This window comes from Paenibacillus woosongensis (genome assembly GCF_009725165.1).
Classification (GTDB): Bacteria; Bacillota; Bacilli; order Paenibacillales; family Paenibacillaceae; genus Fontibacillus; species Fontibacillus woosongensis.
On sequence record NZ_WNZW01000003.1, the window covers coordinates 37,649 to 58,415 of the forward strand.

Annotated in this window: 18 protein-coding genes and 1 pseudogene; 17 read left to right on the plus strand and 2 right to left on the minus strand. The window is 45.9% G+C overall.

The annotated features are described in order from the left end of the window. Positions 1–32: 32 nt before the first annotated feature. The 15 genes from GNP95_RS11135 (at position 33) to GNP95_RS11205 (ending at position 16,188) form a co-directional block, all read left to right on the plus strand. Positions 33–296 carry a hypothetical protein gene (locus GNP95_RS11135; RefSeq protein ID WP_330163357.1) on the plus strand — a complete coding sequence of 88 codons (264 nt, stop codon included), beginning with the start codon at positions 33–35 and terminating at the stop codon, positions 294–296. A gap of 4 nt (positions 297–300) precedes the next feature. Next, a complete protein-coding gene (locus GNP95_RS11140) occupies positions 301–4,926 on the plus strand; it encodes a hypothetical protein (protein WP_155610945.1) in 4,626 nt (1,541 codons plus the stop codon). Beyond that, entirely contained in the window at positions 4,923–5,465 is a 543-nt protein-coding gene (locus GNP95_RS11145; RefSeq protein ID WP_155610946.1) for a phage tail domain-containing protein, read from the plus strand. Before GNP95_RS11140 ends, GNP95_RS11145 begins: the two co-directional genes overlap by 4 nt. A 7-nt stretch (positions 5,466–5,472) precedes the next feature. Then, the gene (locus GNP95_RS11150) at positions 5,473–5,910 is read left to right on the plus strand and encodes a phage tail fiber protein (RefSeq protein ID WP_155610947.1); all 438 of its coding nucleotides are present in this window, start codon (positions 5,473–5,475) and stop codon (positions 5,908–5,910) included. Between the two features lie 13 nt (positions 5,911–5,923). After that, complete coding sequence (locus GNP95_RS11155) at positions 5,924–8,203, plus strand: hypothetical protein (protein ID WP_155610948.1); 2,280 nt, start codon at positions 5,924–5,926, stop codon at positions 8,201–8,203. A gap of 15 nt (positions 8,204–8,218) precedes the next feature. Continuing rightward, a complete protein-coding gene (locus GNP95_RS11160; RefSeq protein ID WP_196427147.1) occupies positions 8,219–8,965 on the plus strand; it encodes a hypothetical protein in 747 nt (248 codons plus the stop codon). Further along, positions 8,962–9,108, plus strand: coding sequence for an XkdX family protein (locus GNP95_RS11165; protein WP_230873776.1), 147 nt, complete (start codon positions 8,962–8,964; stop codon positions 9,106–9,108). The genes GNP95_RS11160 and GNP95_RS11165 overlap by 4 nt, the downstream gene beginning before the upstream one ends. Positions 9,109–9,152: 44 nt before the next feature. After that, positions 9,153–9,671, plus strand: a complete 519-nt coding sequence (locus tag GNP95_RS11170; protein WP_155610950.1) for a phage distal tail protein — start codon at positions 9,153–9,155, stop codon at positions 9,669–9,671. Between the two features lie 15 nt (positions 9,672–9,686). Next, on the plus strand, positions 9,687–11,840 hold the full coding sequence (locus GNP95_RS11175; RefSeq protein ID WP_155610951.1) for a phage tail protein: 2,154 nt from the start codon (positions 9,687–9,689) through the stop codon (positions 11,838–11,840). 40 nt (positions 11,841–11,880) lie between these two features. Continuing rightward, positions 11,881–12,471: a stalk domain-containing protein gene (locus tag GNP95_RS11180; protein WP_155610952.1), complete on the plus strand. Its 591-nt coding sequence runs from the start codon at positions 11,881–11,883 to the stop codon at positions 12,469–12,471. A 368-nt stretch (positions 12,472–12,839) separates the two neighbouring features. Beyond that, entirely contained in the window at positions 12,840–13,052 is a 213-nt protein-coding gene (locus tag GNP95_RS11185) for a hypothetical protein (protein ID WP_155610953.1), read from the plus strand. Between the two features lie 43 nt (positions 13,053–13,095). Beyond that, a complete protein-coding gene (locus tag GNP95_RS11190) occupies positions 13,096–13,392 on the plus strand; it encodes a hypothetical protein (protein ID WP_230873777.1) in 297 nt (98 codons plus the stop codon). Positions 13,393–13,415: 23 nt separating this feature from the next. Beyond that, complete coding sequence (locus GNP95_RS11195; protein ID WP_155610954.1) at positions 13,416–14,129, plus strand: glycoside hydrolase family 73 protein; 714 nt, start codon at positions 13,416–13,418, stop codon at positions 14,127–14,129. A 1-nt stretch (position 14,130) separates the two neighbouring features. After that, a complete protein-coding gene (locus GNP95_RS11200; RefSeq protein ID WP_155610955.1) occupies positions 14,131–14,352 on the plus strand; it encodes a phage holin in 222 nt (73 codons plus the stop codon). 234 nt (positions 14,353–14,586) lie between these two features. Then, positions 14,587–16,188, plus strand: coding sequence for an SIR2 family protein (locus GNP95_RS11205; protein ID WP_155610956.1), 1,602 nt, complete (start codon positions 14,587–14,589; stop codon positions 16,186–16,188). Positions 16,189–16,466: 278 nt separating this feature from the next. Here GNP95_RS11205 and GNP95_RS11210 read toward each other — a convergent pair whose 3' ends face one another. Then, complete coding sequence (locus tag GNP95_RS11210) at positions 16,467–16,871, minus strand: helix-turn-helix domain-containing protein (protein WP_155610957.1); 405 nt, start codon at positions 16,869–16,871, stop codon at positions 16,467–16,469. Between the two features lie 46 nt (positions 16,872–16,917). After that, positions 16,918–18,045: pseudogene (locus tag GNP95_RS11215) on the minus strand (YifB family Mg chelatase-like AAA ATPase); the annotation flags it as partial. 516 nt (positions 18,046–18,561) lie between these two features. On the opposite strand from GNP95_RS11215, the gene sucC reads away from it, so the two are divergent. Together sucC and sucD are read left to right on the plus strand one after the other, a co-directional pair. Next, the gene (gene sucC / locus GNP95_RS11220; protein WP_155610959.1) at positions 18,562–19,722 is read left to right on the plus strand and encodes an ADP-forming succinate--CoA ligase subunit beta; all 1,161 of its coding nucleotides are present in this window, start codon (positions 18,562–18,564) and stop codon (positions 19,720–19,722) included. Between the two features lie 37 nt (positions 19,723–19,759). Beyond that, positions 19,760–20,689, plus strand: coding sequence for a succinate--CoA ligase subunit alpha (sucD, locus tag GNP95_RS11225; RefSeq protein WP_155610960.1), 930 nt, complete (start codon positions 19,760–19,762; stop codon positions 20,687–20,689). The last annotated feature ends 78 nt before the right edge of the window (positions 20,690–20,767 follow it).

Here is a 20,767-nt window from a genome sequence, read left to right on the forward strand (position 1 = left end):
CACACAATGATTTTGTACTCCGGTGCTGTGTTGTGCTCGGAAAAACACAGCATGAGATCGAGAATGAATACTATTTCGTAGACCTGCCCGAATTGCTCATGCTGAAGGATCAGAACAGAGCCTCGGAGCTACTGGAGAATATTGATGTCGTTTCTTTCCCTCACATTTCTGATAAAAAGGCTAGGGAAGCGATTGTCAAACGATATGCAAATATATTACCGAAGCCGCCCGCGGAGACACCTAAATCGGCTGAGGAGCAGTATCAAGCGCAGTTGGCGCGAATGAAGGGGCGGTGAAGCTATGAGTATTGAGATTGGCGAACTGAAGGCTAGGATGACTGCAGAAGCACAAGAAATCAAAGCGGAGATCAAAGAGGTAAAGCAAGGGATCACTGATCTAGGAGAGCAAGGTAAGAAGGCAAGTAAAGACTTAGATCCGCTAAACAATATTCTCGAACAAATAGGATTAAACACTGAGCAGCTAAAAAAAATTGAGGAGCATTTGAAGAAGATTGATTCCAGTAAGGTAGAGCAGGGCCTATCTGAAATTGTCAATGAGCTTAAAAAGATGGGCGCCGAAAGCAAGCAGGTATCTGCTGTAGAAAAGTCTCTTGTAGAAGTGACTCAGGCTGCACAGCAAGCGAATGTTCGTATTACCAGTCTTGAAACAGAGTTAAGAAAAGCTGGCGACACTGGCCAAAACGAATTGTCTTCGATCAGCACTGACTTGGGAAAGGTAGTTGTACACGGAGACAAAGCAACAACCTCCATAAAAGGGCTTAGTACAACATTTACAAACGTAGTTGCTGTTAAAAATCAGATTGAATCGTTAACTGCTACACTGGACAATATTAATGCCCGTATTGAACTGCAGCGTAGACGACTTTCTGAATTAAAGGAATCGTACGCCAATACATTTAATGTTTCTGACAAGTCGAAGCTGCAGGAGAAAATACTTCAAACAGAAGCCTCACTTCTGAAGTTAACCCAAACATCTGATCAAACTGCACAAAAGATTTGGGCACTTGAAGATGGTCTAATCCAAGTTGGTCAGGGTGGTACAGAAGCAGCTTCCAAGATGGATGCCCTGGATAGTGTCTTGAAAGAAATTGGCTTTAATGCAGATCAAATAAAGGTAATAAAAAAACACCTGGACGAAACTGACCCGACAAAGTTAGAGCAGCAAATAAGTGAGTTGAGCGCTGCTCTTAAAAAGCTTGGCGTGGACAGTCAACAGATCGAGAAAATAACCAATGAGCTTCGGCAAACAGAGCAAGAAGCAGAGAAGACAAAGAAAAGTTTTAGCGGCTTATCTTCCGGTCTCGCTGCATTGGGTGCTGGAGCTGCTACTGCAAAGTTAAAAAACATAATCACTACCTTTGCTCAGGAAGCTAATCAACTATCAACATCTTTTACGGGACTGGCAGAGACCTCTAAATCATTTAACGTTAATGCGGAAGAATCCGTCGATCTTGCTGAACGACTTGCTAATCGTTGGGGACTTAATAAGGGTGTAATGGCTGAAACAATTCAGACATACACGTCCATGAACCTTTCGCTCGAAGAAACAGAGAAGATTATAACAGCGACGGCAGATGCCGCTGCTTATGGTCGACAAAAACATCTTGCATGGGATGAAGCGATTAGGCAAGTTGCCCAGGGGATCAAGGCGGGGAATTCCAATCTGACGGACGCAGCCGGTATTACTACGAACCTGTCTGTAATGTATGACCGTTACGCTCGATCCATCGGTACAACAGCAGCAAAGTTAACTGAAGCGCAGAAGGTGCAGGCTGCCTACAATGGCATGATGCAAGAAGCAACTGTATTTGCCGGAAATGCCGATTCGGCTATGACAGGATATACCGGCACGCAGGCAACCTTTAACCAAACTTTAGAGATGACCCGAGTGGAGCTTGGGGAAGCATTTTTGCCCTTACTTCAAGAATTAATGGAACAAGTCACGCCAGTCATCAAAGAGTTTTCTTTATGGGTGTCCGAAAACAAAGAAGTCGCTGCTGGGTTAGCTGCTGCTGCAATATCTGTAACAGGACTTATCACAGTTGTAACCTCCCTTATTACGGTTGTCGCAGCACTCCGAGCAGCGTTCATCGCTTTGAATTTATCGATGGGGCCAATAGGATGGGCAATAGCAGCAATTGGAGCCATAGCAGTGGGAGTTACAGCTTATTCCGCTGCGGCAGACACAGCGGCAGAGTCGGTTATGACTTTCGCCAAAAATCAAGAAGAACTTAACAAGAGACTGAATGAATCTGCAGTGGATCGTAATGTAGCGGAAGTTCAAAAGCTGCAAGAATCGGCGGACATACTGAATTCATTGCTTGAACAACAGATAGAGCTCGAGAAAGAGCTTAATGAAATTATTGAACGTAGAGAGCGACGGGCAGAAAACTCCGATGATCATCGTCGTGTAGGTGAAATAAATGATGAGTTAGCGAAAATAAATAAAACGTTAAAAAGCATGGATTTCAAGAATGTCGATGAGGCTAGCGCAGCATTAAAACGGATGAATGAAGAAATAAACAAGTCGGTACCGGCATTGCTTGAAATGATGAAAGCTGAACTGCAAGATCTCGCTACAAAGAATGATAAAATCGTTGCTTTAGAAAAGTCGGTAGAGCGATACAAAGAGCTTGCTGCCGCTCAAAGGTTGGACGAGGCACAGAAGCAAGAACTTATTCAAATTACTAATTCGTTGAAGAATCAATATCCTGATTTGAATGCTTTCATGGATGAAGAGGGCCGAATCAGAATAGAGAATATCAATACAATTGAGCAACAAATCGGGGTCGAAAAACAGCTTATGCAAGCCTCGATTGATAGTGCCCGTACGCAACTACTAAATTTACAACAGACAGCTGCAGCTAACAAAAAATCAGTCGAAGCACAAATCAAAAATTATACCGCCCTAATCTCGGTTGCCAACGCAGTTGCCGGTATCACAGGTACTGGGATGAAGAAAGAGCCAAGCCTGCTGAATCAGGTTAACCCCACCGTAGCGAACTGGGTTAAGAAACATGGGGAGGAAGCTGCTGAAAACCTTCCACAGGCTTACGATGACCAAAATAAATGGGCAGCAGCGGAATTAGAAGCAAAGCGCGCACTCGCCAGACTAGATAGCGGCGGTATTGATGCATTTAGGTATGAGCCGCCAGATTATGGCGGTGGAGCTGATGATAAAAAGAAAAAGTCCAAGAAAAAGACAGGGAAATCAGCTGCTGAACTGGCTAAGGAAGCCAGGAAGGAAGCGTATGATTTCGCAGTGGCCACTGTACAGTACCAGGCTGAGATGTACGATTGGACCGCCGAGCAACAGATTGAGGCATATGAAAAAATTCGAAAGCAGCATCAACAACACTTGAAAGAAACCATTGAGGATGAGCGTCAACTCAATTTACAACTTAAGCGACTACGTGAGGATAGCGTAAGATCACGATACGAGTTTTCAGTGGAATGGATTGGAAAAGAAACCCGTCGCATGGAGGAGTCGGGCAAAACCGAAATTGAGATAGCTCAGATGAAACTTGACGCCTGGACTCGTGTAAGAGATCGATATGATAAAAATTCTGAGTACTATAAACAAGCTGATGAGCAAATTTATCAAAATCGTAAAGCTTTAATATCAGCTATAGAGAAAGAAATGAAGGAATTATTCTCTTCTTCATCTGATTTTCTTAAACAAGAGGAACGTAAGATGGAAGAAAGCGGAGCCAGCGAAACAGAGATTGCCCAAATGAAGCTTGAACTATGGACTCGCATTCGAGATTCCTATTCAAAGGACTCTGAGTATTATAAACAGGCCGATGAGCAGGTTTATCAAGCGCGTAAAACGTTGATTTCTAAAATTCAGAGGGATGCCGAGGAAGCTCGAAAGGTAGAGAAAAAAGCCATTGATGAAGCTAAAAAGGCTGATCTGGCCGCGATTGAGGAACGAAGGAAAGCATACACGGATGACATTGACGAGCGGATCGCTGCAATTGATAGGCTTATCAAAGCCGAGGATCGACTAAATGCTCAGGAAGATTATGAGACCTTGTTAGCTGAAAAGAAAGCAAGACAAGCCAAACTCGCAGATGCCGTGAGCCCCGAAGGGCGCAAGGAATACGCTGAGATTACGAAAGAAATCGAGCGTATGGAGCTTGAGCACAGTCGTGATATTCGAAAGCAGAATCTTGAAGATCAGAAGGAAGCCCTGCAGGATGAAAAATCGGAGCGGGAGCGGGCGTTTGACAAGGAGAAAAAGGAGACAGAGGCTCATTACGATTCGCTTACATCTGCATTGGAAAGTCATCAAACTGATGTTAGCTTAATAACGACTGCGATTAATGATAATCGCATAGATACAGGTCGCCTTGCAAACGAGCAGATTCTCGCTGATCTTGATACTTTCATATCAGAGTATAATCGACGATTGGCATCTTTAGCTGCGATATCTGGACCTTCTCAGGCTGACCTCGATCTGCAAGAATACAATGCAAATAAGGATGCCTGGAAAGCGGCAAAGGCTGCGGGGAATACAACGGAGATGGCCAAGCTCAATGCACGTAACGAGGAGATCCGCAAACGGTATGGGATTGCTGAAGATACTGGTAAACTAGATCGTTTACCAAGTTTCGATGTTGGCGGCGTGGTTCCGGGGCCAATCGGTGCGCCAATGCAGGCTATCATTCATGGCGGAGAGGTTATCTTTAATCCAGGACAGTTCGAGAATATGTTCCGGAGGCTGACGGCACCGGTAGCATCCCCGGCAATGAACCGTCCAGTTGTGCCAACTCAGCACATCGAGAACCATTTTGACATGTCTATTGGCACAGTCACTATTGAAGATCAAACCGACGCTGAGATTATGTACACTGAGCGGGAGCGGACTGCGCGCCGGCTTGTAGCAACAGGAGGCGGGAAATGATGGACGTTTCAATTAATGGTGAGTGGATCTCCGAGGTGACAGGTGCAGTGCTAGTCTACCGGAATATCCCTGGCTTGCCTGAGGCGACGGAGAACACCGTGAAGATCGCCGAACGGGACGGTGAGATTGATTTCGGAAGCACATATGGAGCCCGGCCAGTTGGCCTGGGCTTTTTTATTACCGGCGACTATGACACCGCGGTTTCGCTGCTGATGCGCCAATTCAACACCCGGCGCGGTGTACTGGATCTGGTATTCTCGGATCGCCCTGGTAAGCACTATTTCGCTCAGTATCGAGGGACGATGAGCTGGGATGAATCCACCGGGAACCGGGTCATCGATATTTCCCTCAAGATGTATGATCCATTTCCAGAGAGTGACGAGCGTATCACGGAGCTGACGATTACCCAATCGCCGCAAGTAATTAGGGTTCAGTCCATCGGGGACGAACGGGCTAGCCCAATTATCGTTCTAACCAACATCGGAACGACCACGCTCCAAAGTTTCAAAATAAAGAACGAATATCTTGTGGAAGGATGAATGATACATGAACATGTCAAATTATTTGGCCACGGCGTTGCTGAATCAGGTGTTTCGTAACACTGCGTACACCCGGCCAACCAAGGTTTACTTGGCCCTGTATACTAGCAACCCAACGGCGGCCGACACGGGACAGGAGGTAACCGGCGGAGGGTATGTCCGTCAAGAGGTTACCTTTGGTGCTCCAACTAACGAAAACTATACCCAGTACCACCCTACAACTGGGCAGCAGGTTACGGTGTCCAAGCGGACGATCAAAAACAGCGCCGACATCGTAATGCCGACAGCGACCGCGGACTGGGGTCAAGTGACTCATGTTGGAATCCGGGATGCAGCAACTGGCGGAAATTTGCTGTACTTCGGCGCGCTGGAGACACCACGCAGCATCCTGACGAATGACATTTTCAAGATGCTGATGGGACAGATCGTTTGTACGCTGACTTAAGGGAGGAAATGAGATGAAAGCAATGTATCCAGCCCAGGCAAATAGCCCGGGTACGGAGCTGGGCACGGCGATTGATGCGATACAAGATACGATTGAAGTCGTGGATGGATCTGTCCTTCCGGATGCTCCTAACCTGCTCACAATCGGAACAGATGAATCAGCTGAAACAATCTTGTATAACGAAAAGGTCGGTAATGAACTAACGGGGGTCACTCGCGGGTTCCAGGGCACCGCCCAAAGTTGGCAGGCAGGGACGAAGGTAGCTAGGTATATGACGGCATATGATTATGACACGGCCCGGGAGAACATCGAGGGCTTATATGATCGTCTCGACGATGCCGAAACAGATTTGTTAACGCTTCAGCCGGGCCTACAGGTGGTCACAGCAGTCAAGGACGCACGCTTTAGGCTAGGCGAAATTCGGGGCAAAACGGAGATTAACGGACAGGGGCGCATCGGTCTGGTCGGTGTCGAAAATCCGTATGCGATTAACACTGCCGGTAATTTGCTACCGCCGTTTTATGAGTGGACAGCAATAGGCCTAGCGACAGGAGCTACCTACACAATCGACGAGCCGTATAAGATGACGCTTAACGATCCTGGGCAACAATCGGGAGGGGTAAGCTTGTTTTATACCGTCATTAACGTACCTGCTAAGACCAACATTACTTTAAAGTTACCGCATGATACATGGAACACAATATCCGACGCCACTGGTGACAATTTGCTATATCCGTGGGAAAAGAGTTCCGTTCATACTATCAACACGGGCGGTAATAATCAGATTCGCGTCTATCTAGGAAATAGGGATGGTGCAGGCTCGTATGTATTTGAAAATCCTCTACTCACCATAGGCTCCGAACCCAAACCGTTTCAGCCGCAGCGCAGTTCTATGCTTGCGTTTCAGACGGAGCTTCATGCGAACCCTACGGATGGTAGTGATCCGGACGTGTTGATTGATCAGAATGGGCAATATCTTAAGCTCGGGAAGTGGAAAAAGGTTGTAGCTGATGGATCGTTAAAATATATGTTTGTAGCCAGTCTTGAAGGATTTAAGGTAGTGTATGCACCAGGAATTGCAGCCAATGCTGCAGGACAAGGTGATGGTGACGATGTAGGTAGTTTATTTGGGACAAAATATAATGGGCAACCTTTAACGGTGGATGATAGCGGCGTTTATGCATGGCCATCTGCTGATTTAATTCGCATATCCAGCAACAACATCTACATTTCTATAGCTAACACTGATAGCGGTTGGGGTGACGACTATGATCCCTCACAGGAAGAGATAAAGGCGTATTTTAATGGCTGGCGCATGTGTGACGGAAATTCAACCCAGCCATTCACAGAAGCTGAAGGTGAGGTTAAGTGTTGGGGGCCTATAGCTAATCCGGCAAATACTCATGGCAGTTATCCATGGGTAAATACGGTTTATAATAACGCGCCTGATTATCCTGCGCGAGTGAGCGGCGGATACGAGTACCATCCATACAACTTCCTGTACCGTCTCTCTAAAGAAGCGGTCGTACCAGTTACTGCAGAAGGCTGCCTGACACTATCCGAAGGAGATAGTGTGATTGAAGTTGGGACGGGGATTGTATTGCGAGAAAAAAATATCCCTGTAACATCCTCGACAGCAGTGGGTATAAACATTATTGGTTCAATAAACTCTCCGCTAAAATATAAAGCGGACAAGATTTTTTCTATCTATAAAAACAGCCATGAAGATAAGACTTGGGAAATCGTCACGCGTACTGATGGTTCCGCTTACGGTAATCAGCGTGCCAGTACAGGTATTAACACTTTTGACCCGTCCGCAGCCTACTCCGTTACCTACCTAAAACTGGACAAGCCGCCCATCGTCCCGATCACAGGCAGCCTGGCAGCGAACGAGAAAGCACAGATCAGCGATCTGACAGCAGGCGTGGCCGAAGCGTTACAGCGGGTAAGCGTGGTCGAACAGAAGAAAGCGGAGAAGGATGCTCCCGGCTGGATTACGCCGACGTTGCTTAATGGAACTACACCGTATGGTCAGTTCGTACCGATGTACTTTAAAGACGGATTCGGGTTTGTTCATCTTACTGGGCAGGTAACGGCGAGGGGTTATGTGTCCATCTTCAAACTTCCAGTTGGGTACCGCCCAGGTCGAAAATTGCGTTTTTATCAATATTCGTATGGCGACGCACCAACTGGCGGAGAAGTGTGGGCAGAGGAGGATGGGACAGTACGTAACAGCACGGGCGGATTACAAGCGGTGTCGCTAGATGGTATTTCATTTCTAGCCGAACAGTAAAGGAGGGCTAAAACCTTGAAAGCAGTACCTAAAGTTGGCCTTGATGGCCTTTATATCGAAGACGTTCTAGTGGACGATGCCTTTTCGGGTGTCGTCCCTTTTTATGCCATTCCGCCTGAATCGGATGCCTCCGGCGTGGACGTGCAGTCCGAAGAGGTAGAGCCAGAGCCAGCCGGTTACATCGTCGGCGTGCCTGTGCCGCCGGGTCTGTTCCGGCCGCATTTTGATCTAGCTGCGTGGGAAGCGTATCAAGACGCTGTGACGGCAGCAGAGGAAGAGTACCAGGCTGCCAATACTGAGTGGGGCGCGCTGCCGGAAGAAAAGCGCGGGAAACCGCCCATTTATACCGCGCCGGAGCAACCGGAGCTGTGGGGAGAAGGCTTAACACTGGAAGAAATTGAAGCACTGCATCCGCCTCAGGAACCGAGTGAAATGGAACTGCTATCGAACCATGTAGCGAAATTGATACTTCAAAACACCCAGCAGCAGGAGACGATCGAGAACACGGGGGCAGAGTTAGCCGATTTGAAATCTTCCAGCGAAGAGCAGCGGCAGACGGTCAACACTCTAGGAACAGAGCAGATTAAACAAGATCTCTCGACACTCGATCTAAAGCAACAAAACGCTGTATTAGGTGCAGAACTTGTCAAAAAGGATATTTCTATCCTTGATCTGTATATACAAAATCAGGTTCTTGGGCAAATGGTAGCCGCACTGGAACTTAAACTTCTAGCTACTAAAGGAATAGGAGGCGAGGAATGATGTTCAATAGCGAATTCGAACGGTTGTCCTATTTTTATGAAAAGAAGTGGGTTTCTGATGTTCAATTAAAACTCTATGTTCAATTTGGTACTATTACGGCTGCTGAGTACAAGGTAATTACCAATAAGGACTACAAAGCATAATGCAAAGCTAAGGCAAAATTTCCTGACCTGAAAGGAGGGAGGATATGTTAGGAGGACCATTTAACCGGATGCCGTTTAACCGTCCTGTGACAATGTTTGTATTCGGGCGGGCTGTCCTCAGTGGCTGCTCTGATCTTGTAGCTGCATCAACCGTCGAAGTCGGTGGCAGAGCAGTTATGACTGGAGAGAGCGGTTTGGAAGCTGATTTCACAAGGGAACTATTCTTTTCGGCTCAAATGGACGCTGATAGCAGCATGTCCGTGACGTTCATTCGGGAGAGGCTGCAAAAGTCCGTTATGCACGGAATATCTTCCCTGCAGGGCAAGGCGAGCCGTTACCACGTTGACGAAATTGAGTTTATTGGGCCTTTTGCTCCTGGAGATAAAATCATTATCGATTCAGAAAAATATAAGATTACCCAAAATGGTCTTAACGCATCGCACTTATATCACGGGGATTTCTTCGATTTAAATCTTGGGGAGAACAAGCTTACCTGGATAGATCCTGCCACGGGTCGGACGATTCTTTTCAGAATTACTTACCGAGACAAAGTTCTATTCTAAGAGAGGGGGTGAAACATGAAGCCAAATCCAACCATGCAGATATTTGACAAGAATTTCAAACGCCTGGGGACTCTGGTCAATGCTTATCAAATCGAACGAAGAAGACGGCTCAATAGCGATTATGAGCTGTCTTTTTTAGTTCCGATGTCTTCAGACGACTACCTGGAGAAAATCCAACTCAAAGGCCACGTCCAGGATGAGCGGGGCCAGCACTATGTGATTAATACTAGGCAGCGGCAGCGGGATAAAATGAAGCTTACAGCACTTATTACGTGCACTCACGTCATGTATAAGTTAAATGACTTTAAGGTTCCATATGACGACTACATTGACGAAGCATACGGAGTTCATATTTCAACGCTGCTGAATAAAATTAGTTCCTGGACTGGTGGCCGCTTCACGTTCCAGATACACGACACTTTCGATGTATGGGATATCAAGGATTGGGGCCGAACGACAGCTCTAGCCGCGCTCAATCAAGTGGTTAATCTATTCGGTGCCGAGATCAGACCCGATAACTTCGTCATCCACATTCATAAAAAAATGGGGAAAGATGATCAGTATGAGCTTCGGACAAAAAAGAACATCATACGCGATTCCTTTAAGGATGATACCATGAACCTTGTTACACGAATGTGGGCTCAGATGAAGGATGGCCTAACATTTCGGGGCCTCTCAACCAGTTATTTAACTGCCGAGGAGCTAAGTCTTCTACAGTCTGTCCCCGGAGCAATTCAAAACGGTAAAATTATGGTTAACTATTTGATTTCGCCATATGTTAATTATTGGGGGAGCGATTCAACTCCATACTTTGATGGCGAGAACGTGCAGCAAGATATTGAGGATCCTGTGGAGCTCCTTAAATCTACTCGGGACGAATTGCGAAAAAAGGAAATGCCGGAGTTGGAGATCACAGTGAATGCAGCTGACCTTCACAAAATAGACAGGGAAGAGAAGCCGCCTGATTTGGGCGATGCTGCAACAGTATATGATCCTAAAATGGATATGCATCGAATCGCTGTGCGGATTGTGGAGCTTATAGAATACCCCTATTCAATCGATCAGCACACCAAAGCCACGCTGGCCAACTTTGCCCTGAAAGACGATATCGATCTGATCGCCGATCTGGAGCACTCACGTAAGGTAATGGAAAACCTGCTTTCCGGTGGACGAATCCGAACAGAGGTCTTCGAGGCATTTGCCCGTCAGGCTGTGATCGATATAAACAACTCTAAAACCGAAATTGTTTGGCCAGAATCCGGCGGCATTCTGCTTAGAGAAAAGACGAACCCGCTCGAAATAGTTCGATTGGAGTCGCGAGGAATTATGCTCTCCACAGATGGAGGAGTAAATGCCAGGGTTGCTATAACTGCCCGCGGGGTTGTCGCTGAGACGATTATCGGGCAGCTGGGCTCCTTTGTCTCGATGCTAATTGGCAGCGGCAATGACGTGACCCAGATCAATACAAACGGGATTGCTGCCGGCCATGCAAACTTTAATAGTGCTCCGTTTCGTGTGGATATGAAAGGTAACCTTGTGGCCAACAAACTGACTGCGAACTCAGCCCAGATTAAAAGTTCCAGCTTTTTGGACGGTGAGATAATTGGCTCGGCTATTAATGTGGGAAATGGCAAGTTTACTGTAAGCTCAGCAGGGAACGTATATACAGAAGGCGGTATATTTGCGGGTGGAACGATAACAGGCGCTCTTTTTCGAACAGCAGCTATCGGCAAAAGAGTAGAAAGTGATGCCCAGGGTTTTCGAACATACGACGGAAATAATAGGGTGCGTATATCGATATCGACCACAGACAGCAACGATATGGGCGGAATTTCGTTTGCTGGCCCCTCTGGTTCGCGGTCTGGATCGGTGGCCGGCATCGATGGATTATTTCAAATTGTTTCTTATTCAGATATGTTAATCGCTGCGCTATCTGGCAGGATAGTTTTCCAAGGAAGTGTACATTTTAATGGTAGTGTTGGTGGTCTTGAATTAAGCACAGGCCAAGTTATTGGGTTAAACAATGAATTAAATTATCTTCAATCCCAAATCAATTCCTTAAGGCAAGCTTTCAATGATCATACACACTCAGTAACTCTTCCAACACACAACCACGGTAATGTTGCTAATCAAAACTGGGGTGGAACCTTCTCAACCTCTAGGCCATGATGGTATGATTAGGAGAAATATACCATCTGGAGGTTAGGTCATGAAAAAATGGGTGTCTATCTCAGCGGCGTTTTTGCTGGGTGTTGTTGTAGCGTTATCTGCTAGAGATGTGTCCGCTCAAGTTAAGAGTCTCATAGGCAAAAAAGTTACTGGTGAGTATGAGATGGTTGTGAATGGAAATACACTTTCAGAAAAAGGTGCAATAATTGACGGCAGGGCAAATGTCCCGGCACGCGCCTTTTCGGAAGCCCTGGGAGCTGATGTACAAGTGAGTGGCAAGACGATTTATGTAACCAGTACTCAATCAGAGAAAAATACCGAGCCAGAAAATATCGAATCAAATAAAAGCGAGAATAAATATATAGGCAGTTCCAAGGATAGTTTAGAGGAATTGAAGCTAAGTATTGAAAATAATCAGTTAAAACGAGCAATTGAAGGCAGGAATAATATTCTTGCTGAAATTGAACAGATTAAAGAAGGACTACAGATAATTGAAAATGCAGGCATAGATAGTGATGATTATTCCCTTAAAAGGGCAGAAGCCAGACTTACTGAACAAGAGGAAATCATTAAAAAAGTCACTGAGGATTTACGCTTAGTGGAAGAAGCTTTAGCTCAATTTAGAGACTGATCGCATTTTTCTGGCTAGATGTGAATTGAGGTATAAACCGCAATATGCTAAGATAATAATACAAATAAGGAGCCGGTCGCCACCGACTCCCTGCACAACACTTGGGTGGGAAACCCCCAGAACAAGCTGAAAATAACCCGTTCCCGTGGCGCTAACCTGGGCGGGTTATTTTCGTTTATTCAGGTATGTGAGCAGTGCTAGGATAAACATTCCAAGCATAAGCACTTCTGAAAACGAAAATTGCATAAGCATCACCTCCGTCTGGAGGCGATACTATCCCACCCAAGTTCAGTTGTACAAGCCAAATTATAACATGAGTCTGCGATCCCCGCAGGCTCTTTTATTTTGCCTGCGAGGAGGTGATTCATTTGGCAAGGGTAACGCGGATTGATGTTTCATTAGATTTATCGCTCCCAGTAGAAGAAGTTATTGATGTGATCTCTCTCGTTATTAACGCACATCCTGGGCAACAGTTAAGAATATTACAAGCTATTGACCAACACATTGGTGATGCTATGGCAGCTTTGGAGAAAGCGCAGCAGCCGGCACAAGAGAATGTAGAAAAGAACAACGCCGAATAAGCGTTTTTATTTTGCCCTCGGAGCTGCCGATCCGGGGGTTATTTTGATTGGGGGAAAGGGAATGGATATTACGGCAATTGTCGGGTTGGTGACTGCGATCGTCGGCGCCCTACTCGGCTGGACTGGCCGATCGCGACAGATTCGGAGAGAAGAACGGTCAGATGGCAGTGGAGAAGGGGCGCTACGCCAGGACGTGGAGTATATTAAACGCGGCGTTGACGACATCAAGGTTGATATGCGAATTCAAAACCAGCGTGTGGACGGAATATCTGAGCGCGTCACACGGGTAGAGGAGTCGGCCAAGCAAGCGCACAAACGGCTTGACAGGTTGGAAGAATAATATATTGAAAGGGAGGAAGCAAGATGAAAGATTCTGATTTTATCGCTAAGATTGCCGCCTACGCCGTTGCAGATATGCAGGATACATTTATCCCCGCATCGTTAACGATAGCTCAGGCGGCGCTAGAGAGTGCATGGGGAGCAAGTGGGCTAACGAGCAAGGCTAATAATCTTTTCGGAATCAAGGGGACTGGCCCGGCCGGTAGCGTAACTATGCCGACGACCGAGTATGTAAATGGTAAACCAATAAAAGTTAAAGCGGCATTTAGGGCATACAACAACTGGGGCGAGTCGATCCGCGACCATTCAAAATTAATCCTCAATGGTGTCTCTTGGAACAGAAATCTGTACAAAAAGGTGATTGGCGCTAATGGCCGTACAGCAGCTCGCGAGATCGCCGCAGCTGGCTACGCTACTGATCCGGGATACGCCAATAAGCTAATCGCATTGATGGATAAGTACGATCTGTACAAATATGATGGGCAAGGGAAGGGTGTTGAGAAGGTGGCAGAACGTGATATTAACAAAGTTAGTGCTTGGGCGACAGAAAATTGGGCAGAAGCTGTTGAGAATGGCTACTTCGACGGGAACCGTCCGGGTGCGGCAATGACGCGGGAAGAGATGGCCATAGTTGTAAATCGTCTACGTCGTAACTTCTTAGCTTTAATTGCCGGCAATACGGCTGATATTGCGGAGTTGGATAAGCGTCTGCAGAAAATTGAACAGGAGGGGAAGTGATATGAATAAGAAAAGATGGCGTAACTATGCACTTTGGATTAGTATCGTTTCTCAAGTGTTGTTGCTATTACAGTTGCTCGGCCACCTGACTGGAGCGTTCGAACTGACTGACATTTTGCGGGAGGATATCCTGGCCATGGCCAACGTATTTTTAGGACTTCTAGCTACGCTTGGGATTATAAGTAACCCGACAAAACCAGATAGTGGAGGATACAACCTATAAATGGTATAATAGGGTTACATATCAGCACCCCTGATATGCAATCCGGAAGCACCGGTAAGAGAGCCCTACTGACCTTCGTCAGTAGGGCTCTCTTCATTTACAGATGATCCCAAACATGATAACCTGAGTTTATATGGGCAAAAGTACCCAAGTTATCAGTTCGAGATAGCAGAAGGCAACCCTGTAAACCTTGGCTAAGGACTGTTTTTACTACATTGATAAGTAGGTGGGACAATGTCTGACATTAAGCAAATAGAAGAACTTTTATATTGTTCACAATCATTACCTTTTTTATTCGTTGGATCAGGAGTATCAAAAAGGTATATTAATACTGACAGTTGGCCGGGTATTATCGAGAGATTTGCCAATATTGTCGATAAAAGTGAATTTGCATATGAGAAATATGAAAATAAAGCCCGTCAATTTTTGTTAGACAGAGGTATCCAGTTAACAAAGAACAATATGATGACTAAAATGGCAGACTTTGTTGAAAGTGATTTTAATACATTTTGGTTTGATAGTTCAGAATATGAACAAAAACGAGTGGAATTTAGAGAGGAGATTCGTAACGGGATCACTCCATTTAAACTCGAAATAGCTAACTACTTCCGTTCAATTAACATGAATAATATTGGTTATAATTACCTGAATGAAATTGCTCTTTTGAAAGAGGTAGGAGAGAAATCTATAGCAGGAGTAATAACGACTAACTATGATTGCTTAATGGAATATATCTTTCCTGATTACGAAGTATATGTGGGTCAAGAACAACTAATTTTTTCTCCTACCTACGGAGTTAATGAGATATATAAAATACACGGATGTTCTCTCCAACCAAAATCCATCGTTATAAATTCAAGTGACTATGAGGATTTCGATAAAAGAAATGCTTATTTAGCAGCTAAGTTGATGACAATATTCGTCGAACATCCAATTATATTTTTAGGATATTCGCTTGATGATGAAAATGTTCAGTCTATTATTAAGTCAATTGTTGACTGTCTTAGTGATGATAATTTGGATAGATTACGCGATAGACTCATTTTTGTTGAGTGGAGAGATGGGTATGAAAAAACGGAAGTTTTCCCGTACAGTAGGGCGTTCTCAAATGGAAAAACTATAAGTATGACAAAAATCATTACAGATTCTTACGAAGAACTATTTGAAGTGCTTTTAAATAATAAATCCAAATATTCTTCAAGTTTTTATCGGAAGATAAGGAAAGACATCTACGAGTTAGCTTTATCAGAAGAAGGGCATGAAAGAATACAGGTACTAGCGTCTAACGATAAAAAGTTAATGGAAGGGAACTTTGAAATATTAATTGGCTTCGGAATTGTTGAATTAGGGAAAAGGGGATACCGGAGTATTTCTGCTGAAGAAGTTTTTAAGGATATATTATTTGACGAGGGTAAGTTTAACAATGAACTTCTTATAAAGGAAGCACTTCCAGAGTTAATAAAACGCACTTCTGGAAGCCTTCCTGTATTTAAATATATTGAAAGATACACTGATGATCTACCCTTAGTATTTAAAAGTCGATTTGAGAACTTTTCATTCGAAAAACTGGAGACCAAGACAATATTATTGGTTAGAGAAACAATGAGTTATACATCCATAGAGGAAGTAATACAAAAATATCCTAAAGATCTCTACTCTCAGATAAAATATATACAAGCACTACCACCACAGCAGATTGATCTAAATGATCTAGAGAAACACCTCAAAAAGGTGCTAATGGAACATCCTCAAATCTTAGTAAGTGGTAACCAGACAATCAGGTCAGGTATTAAGAAATTGATAAGAATGTATGACTATTTAAGATATAGAAAGTAAAAAGCGAACCCGGATCACAGTTGGTTTCTGACTTCACCAACCTCCGCTCAGTTCGCTGTGTTTCTAAGATAAATTTAACATGATACATTACCTTTTACAATAGGTATCAGTGGAGTTTTCAACGTGTTTTATTTAATTTGTCATCTCAGCAATATGGGTTGCCGACAACTACGGAACTTTAGCAGAGCGGGCTTGCCCGACTAGTGCGACAGAATTACATAGAATGCCAGATAGATTGCACAACGTCCAACGAAAAGACCTGGGGAAATCCGGGTCTTTTATGTTTTTAGTACTGCTAAAAATTGTTCAAGTTCTATTATTTTAGAAGGAGTGTTTCTATCTGACTCCCAATTACTTATTGTCTTAACGTCTACCCCTAACTCAAGAGCTGCTTCTGCAGCTAATAATCCCCGATAGTAACGAGCTTTTATTATTTGTTGACCAAGAGTATCTTCTGGCAGACTTTCGAAACAACCTAAATAAGGGATAGGTTTGTCGAGTACAACTGATAGTTTCCTAAGAGTTGTTAGTGACGGTTCAACTGTATCCCGCTCAATGTTGCTTATGGTTTGTGGAGTTGTCTTTATTATCCGTGCCAAATCCCGTATCGAATATTCTTTCGATATTCTAGCATGTCTTACTCGGGAGCCAGGAGATTCAAGCGGAATATCGATTTGAGCCAAGGTGGAAAGTGACTTCCTTCTTATTATATAGTTGCCAAGGTTATTATCCGCACGGACAAGGATTTAGAGATACCGCCAGCTGAAAATTTGCTGGGAAGGTGAAGGCAGCCCGGCTCCGGCTAATCGTAACTTTTCGTTCCTCCAGCGGCTGGCGCAGCACCTCCAGAGCATTACGGGCAAACTCCGGCAGCTCGTCGAGAAACAGAACGCCGTGATGAGCCAGACTGACCTCACCAGCCCGCGGGATGCCGCCGCCGCCGACGAGTCCCGCCGCCGAAATTGTATGGTGAGGCGAGCGAAAAGGTCTGCTGCGTATTAGTGTGGATTCCGCTCCTTTGAATTTCCCTGCGGAGCTGTAGATTTTCGTCACCTCCAGCGCTTCATCTTGGCTTAACTCAGGCAGAATCGAGGGGAGACGTCGGATTAGCATCGTTTTGCCGGTGCCTGGCGGTCCGATAAGCATAATATTGTGCTTTCCCGCGGCAGCAATCGTCATGGCCCGCTTGGCGTGAAGCTGTCCCAGGACATCGCTGTAGTCCTCGGTCAAGAGTCCCGGTGCATGAGACGGAAGGCTAGTCTCGCTGCTAGAGCACTTTAAGTGGGCAAACGATGATATAACAAGCGGGACTTCCTTCGTCTGGGCTGAAGGGCTATTCGATTTGGAGCGCCCATTTTCAATAGGCGATAATTCATTTAAATGTTTCAAGCCGTAAATTGTAATTCCGCCTAGCAGCATGGCTTCCTCCGTATTCTCCCAGGGAAGAAGCACGGCATCAAAACCTTGGCGTTTGGCCAAATCAACCATGGAAATGACGCCGGAGACAGGGCGAAGCAGGCCATCGAGAGAGAGCTCTCCGATCATCAGGAGCCGTTCGTTTGCAGGCAATACAATCTGCTTGCTCGCAGATAGTATGCCAAGCGCGATCGCAAGATCAAAGGCGGAGCCTTCTTTGCGCAGATCGGCTGGCGCCAGGTTGATCGTTACCCGCTGAAGGGGAAAGGCATAGCCGCAATTTTTGATCGCGGCTCTCACCCGTTCAACAGCCTCTCGCACTGCGGAGTCCGGCAAGCCGACAATCATCGTATGCGGAATGCCGTTCGACAAATCGACCTCAACCTCGATTAATCTTCCGTCTATCCCGTATAGACATGCGCTATACAATTTACCGTACATAATAAACAAACACCCCTTCCTCTCATTGCGGCATTTGGCATGACATGCCTAAATGCAGTGCGGGAAAAGGGTGCTTCCTCAATTTTCCATCGTCGCTTGACCGTATTTTAGAAGGAAACCCATGAAAAGTCAATCAATAATCGATACAGCCATTCCTTTGCTCTGAATCGCTATTAAAAAAGTTACATGCAGAAATTGGACTGAAACAAAGCCGGCTGCAGACCGATCTATCTCAATGTGATATATTTTATCGGAATAAAGTGAAAGAGAGAAATAGGAGTCTATTTGCCGAAAACCGTATTTTATCAGGGATGAAACAGAAAGGGGAAATCCAGCGCTTGTTCAAGTAAAAGAGGGGCTCCGAATATGACCCATATCAAAATTAGATCGAACCGATATAAAAAAGTTGTGTATAAAGAATGAATTTTTAAGGAAAGCGTTTTAAAAACATGGTACAATGTACTGGGTTTCATATGTTCACCTTAATTACCGCCTGTTGATAGGAGGATTCTACGAATGAATATCCATGAATATCAAGGAAAAGAAGTCCTGAAGCAATACGGGGTAGCCGTGCCGAAGGGACAAGTTGCCTTTACGGTGGATGAAGCCGTGAAAGCAGCGGAAGAACTGGGCAGCGGAGTCGTCGTGGTCAAAGCCCAAATTCACGCTGGAGGCCGGGGGAAGGCCGGTGGCGTCAAGGTTGCGAAGAATTTGGATGAAGTGCGGGCATATGCCGAAGAAATTCTCGGCAAAGTACTTGTAACACATCAGACGGGCCCAGAGGGCAAGGAAGTAAAACGCCTGTTGATCGAGCAAGGCTGCGACATTAAGAAGGAATATTATGTCGGTGTCGTTGTCGACCGGGCAACGGGACGCGTCGTACTGATGGCTTCGGAAGAAGGCGGTACGGAAATTGAGGAGGTAGCTGCGGCTACGCCGGAGAAAATTTTCAAGGAAATCGTTGATCCGGCTATCGGCTTGCAGCCGTTCCAGGCTCGCAGACTGGCGTATGCTATTAATATTCCGAATGAGCTGGTGAACAAAGCGGCTCAATTCATGCTGGCGTTGTATGAAGCATTTGTGGATAAAGACTGCTCCATCGCAGAAATCAACCCGCTTGTTGTTACGGGCGACGGCCAAGTGATGGCGCTTGATGCCAAGCTGAACTTTGATTCCAACGCGTTGTTCCGCCAGAAGGATATTTTGGCGCTTCGCGATCTTGAAGAAGAAGATGAGAAGGAAATCGAAGCCTCGAAATACGACTTGAGCTATATTGCCCTGGATGGCAATATCGGCTGCATGGTCAACGGCGCAGGCCTGGCGATGGCGACGATGGATATTATTAAATATTACGGCGGTGATCCTGCCAACTTCCTCGATGTAGGGGGCGGCGCAACCGCAGAGAAAGTCACGGAAGCTTTTAAAATTATTTTGTCCGATGCGAAAGTCAAAGGTATCTTCGTCAATATTTTTGGCGGCATCATGAAATGCGATGTCATCGCTTCGGGAATCGTTGAGGCTGCGAAGCAAGTGGGTCTTAATCGTCCGCTTGTTGTCCGGCTGGAAGGAACGAACGTCGAGCTCGGGAAGAATATTTTGGCGAATTCGGGTCTTGCGATCGTCTCTGCCGATTCCATGGCCGACGGTGCTCAGAAGATCGTCGAACTAGTATCATAATCTAATCTTCCAATCCATATTAGAGGAGGCTCGAACGATGAGTATTTTGGTCGATAAAAATACAAAAGTGATTACACAGGGGATTACCGGAAAGACCGCCCTGTTTCATGCAAAAGGCGCTTTGGATTACGGCACGCAAATGGTTGGCGGCACTTCGCCGGGCAAGGGCGGAACGAAGGTGGATATCACGCTGGAGAGCGGCGACACGGTAAGCCTCCCGGTATTTAATACCGTAAAGGAAGCAAAGGAAGCTACCGGGGCAACGGCAAGCGTTATTTATGTGCCGCCGGCGTTTGCTGCAGACTCGATCCTTGAAGCTGTCGAGGCGGAGATGGAGCTAGTAATCTGTATTACAGAAGGTATTCCTGTGCTCGATATGGTCAAGGTTTCCCGTTATATGGAAGGGAAGAAGACCGTCTTGATCGGGCCGAACTGTCCTGGCGTTATTACGCCTGGAGAGTGCAAAATCGGAATTATGCCGGGTTACATCCATATGCCGGGCCATGTCGGCGTAGTATCGCGAAGTGGAACGCTTACCTACGAAGCGGTTCACCAGCTGACTACCCGGGGTATTGGCCAGTCTTCGGCGGTAGGGATCGGGGGCGACCCTGTTAAAGGTTCGGAGTTCATCGATATTTTGCGCCGTTTTAATGAAGATGACAACACGCATGCTGTCATTATGATTGGAGAAATCGGCGGAACGGCCGAGGAAGAAGCAGCCGAATGGATTCGCGACAATATGACGAAGCCGGTCGTCGGATTCATCGGCGGCGTAACGGCGCCTCCAGGGAAGCGGATGGGCCATGCCGGCGCTATCATTTCCGGAGGGAAGGGAACGGCGAAGGAGAAGATTGCCAAGCTGGAGGAATGCGGCATCAAGGTCGCGCCTACGCCTTCAGAAATGGGCTCTACGCTGGTAAGCGTGCTCGAAGAACGCGGCATTCTTAATCTCTGCACGACACATTAACAGATCTTTGTTATAATAGTAGATAAGGTAAGCAACCTTCTTGGCCGGAACGGCAGGAGGGTTGCTTTTTTTGCTTTT

What these genes read in the sequence shown, in the direction of transcription:
- GNP95_RS11180 (WP_155610952.1), top strand. Translation starts at nt 11,881, where the DNA reads ATGAAAAAATGGGTGTCTATCTCAGCGGCGTTTTTGCTGGGTGTTGTT.
- sucC (WP_155610959.1), top strand. Translation starts at nt 18,562, where the DNA reads ATGAATATCCATGAATATCAAGGAAAAGAAGTCCTGAAGCAATACGGG.
- GNP95_RS11140 (WP_155610945.1), top strand. Translation starts at nt 301, where the DNA reads ATGAGTATTGAGATTGGCGAACTGAAGGCTAGGATGACTGCAGAAGCA.
- GNP95_RS11165 (WP_230873776.1), top strand. Translation starts at nt 8,962, where the DNA reads ATGATGTTCAATAGCGAATTCGAACGGTTGTCCTATTTTTATGAAAAG.
- sucD (WP_155610960.1), top strand. Translation starts at nt 19,760, where the DNA reads ATGAGTATTTTGGTCGATAAAAATACAAAAGTGATTACACAGGGGATT.
- GNP95_RS11150 (WP_155610947.1), top strand. Translation starts at nt 5,473, where the DNA reads ATGAACATGTCAAATTATTTGGCCACGGCGTTGCTGAATCAGGTGTTT.
- GNP95_RS11195 (WP_155610954.1), top strand. Translation starts at nt 13,416, where the DNA reads ATGAAAGATTCTGATTTTATCGCTAAGATTGCCGCCTACGCCGTTGCA.
- GNP95_RS11155 (WP_155610948.1), top strand. Translation starts at nt 5,924, where the DNA reads ATGAAAGCAATGTATCCAGCCCAGGCAAATAGCCCGGGTACGGAGCTG.
- GNP95_RS11200 (WP_155610955.1), top strand. Translation starts at nt 14,131, where the DNA reads ATGAATAAGAAAAGATGGCGTAACTATGCACTTTGGATTAGTATCGTT.
- GNP95_RS11205 (WP_155610956.1), top strand. Translation starts at nt 14,587, where the DNA reads ATGTCTGACATTAAGCAAATAGAAGAACTTTTATATTGTTCACAATCA.
- GNP95_RS11175 (WP_155610951.1), top strand. Translation starts at nt 9,687, where the DNA reads ATGAAGCCAAATCCAACCATGCAGATATTTGACAAGAATTTCAAACGC.
- GNP95_RS11170 (WP_155610950.1), top strand. Translation starts at nt 9,153, where the DNA reads ATGTTAGGAGGACCATTTAACCGGATGCCGTTTAACCGTCCTGTGACA.
- GNP95_RS11145 (WP_155610946.1), top strand. Translation starts at nt 4,923, where the DNA reads ATGATGGACGTTTCAATTAATGGTGAGTGGATCTCCGAGGTGACAGGT.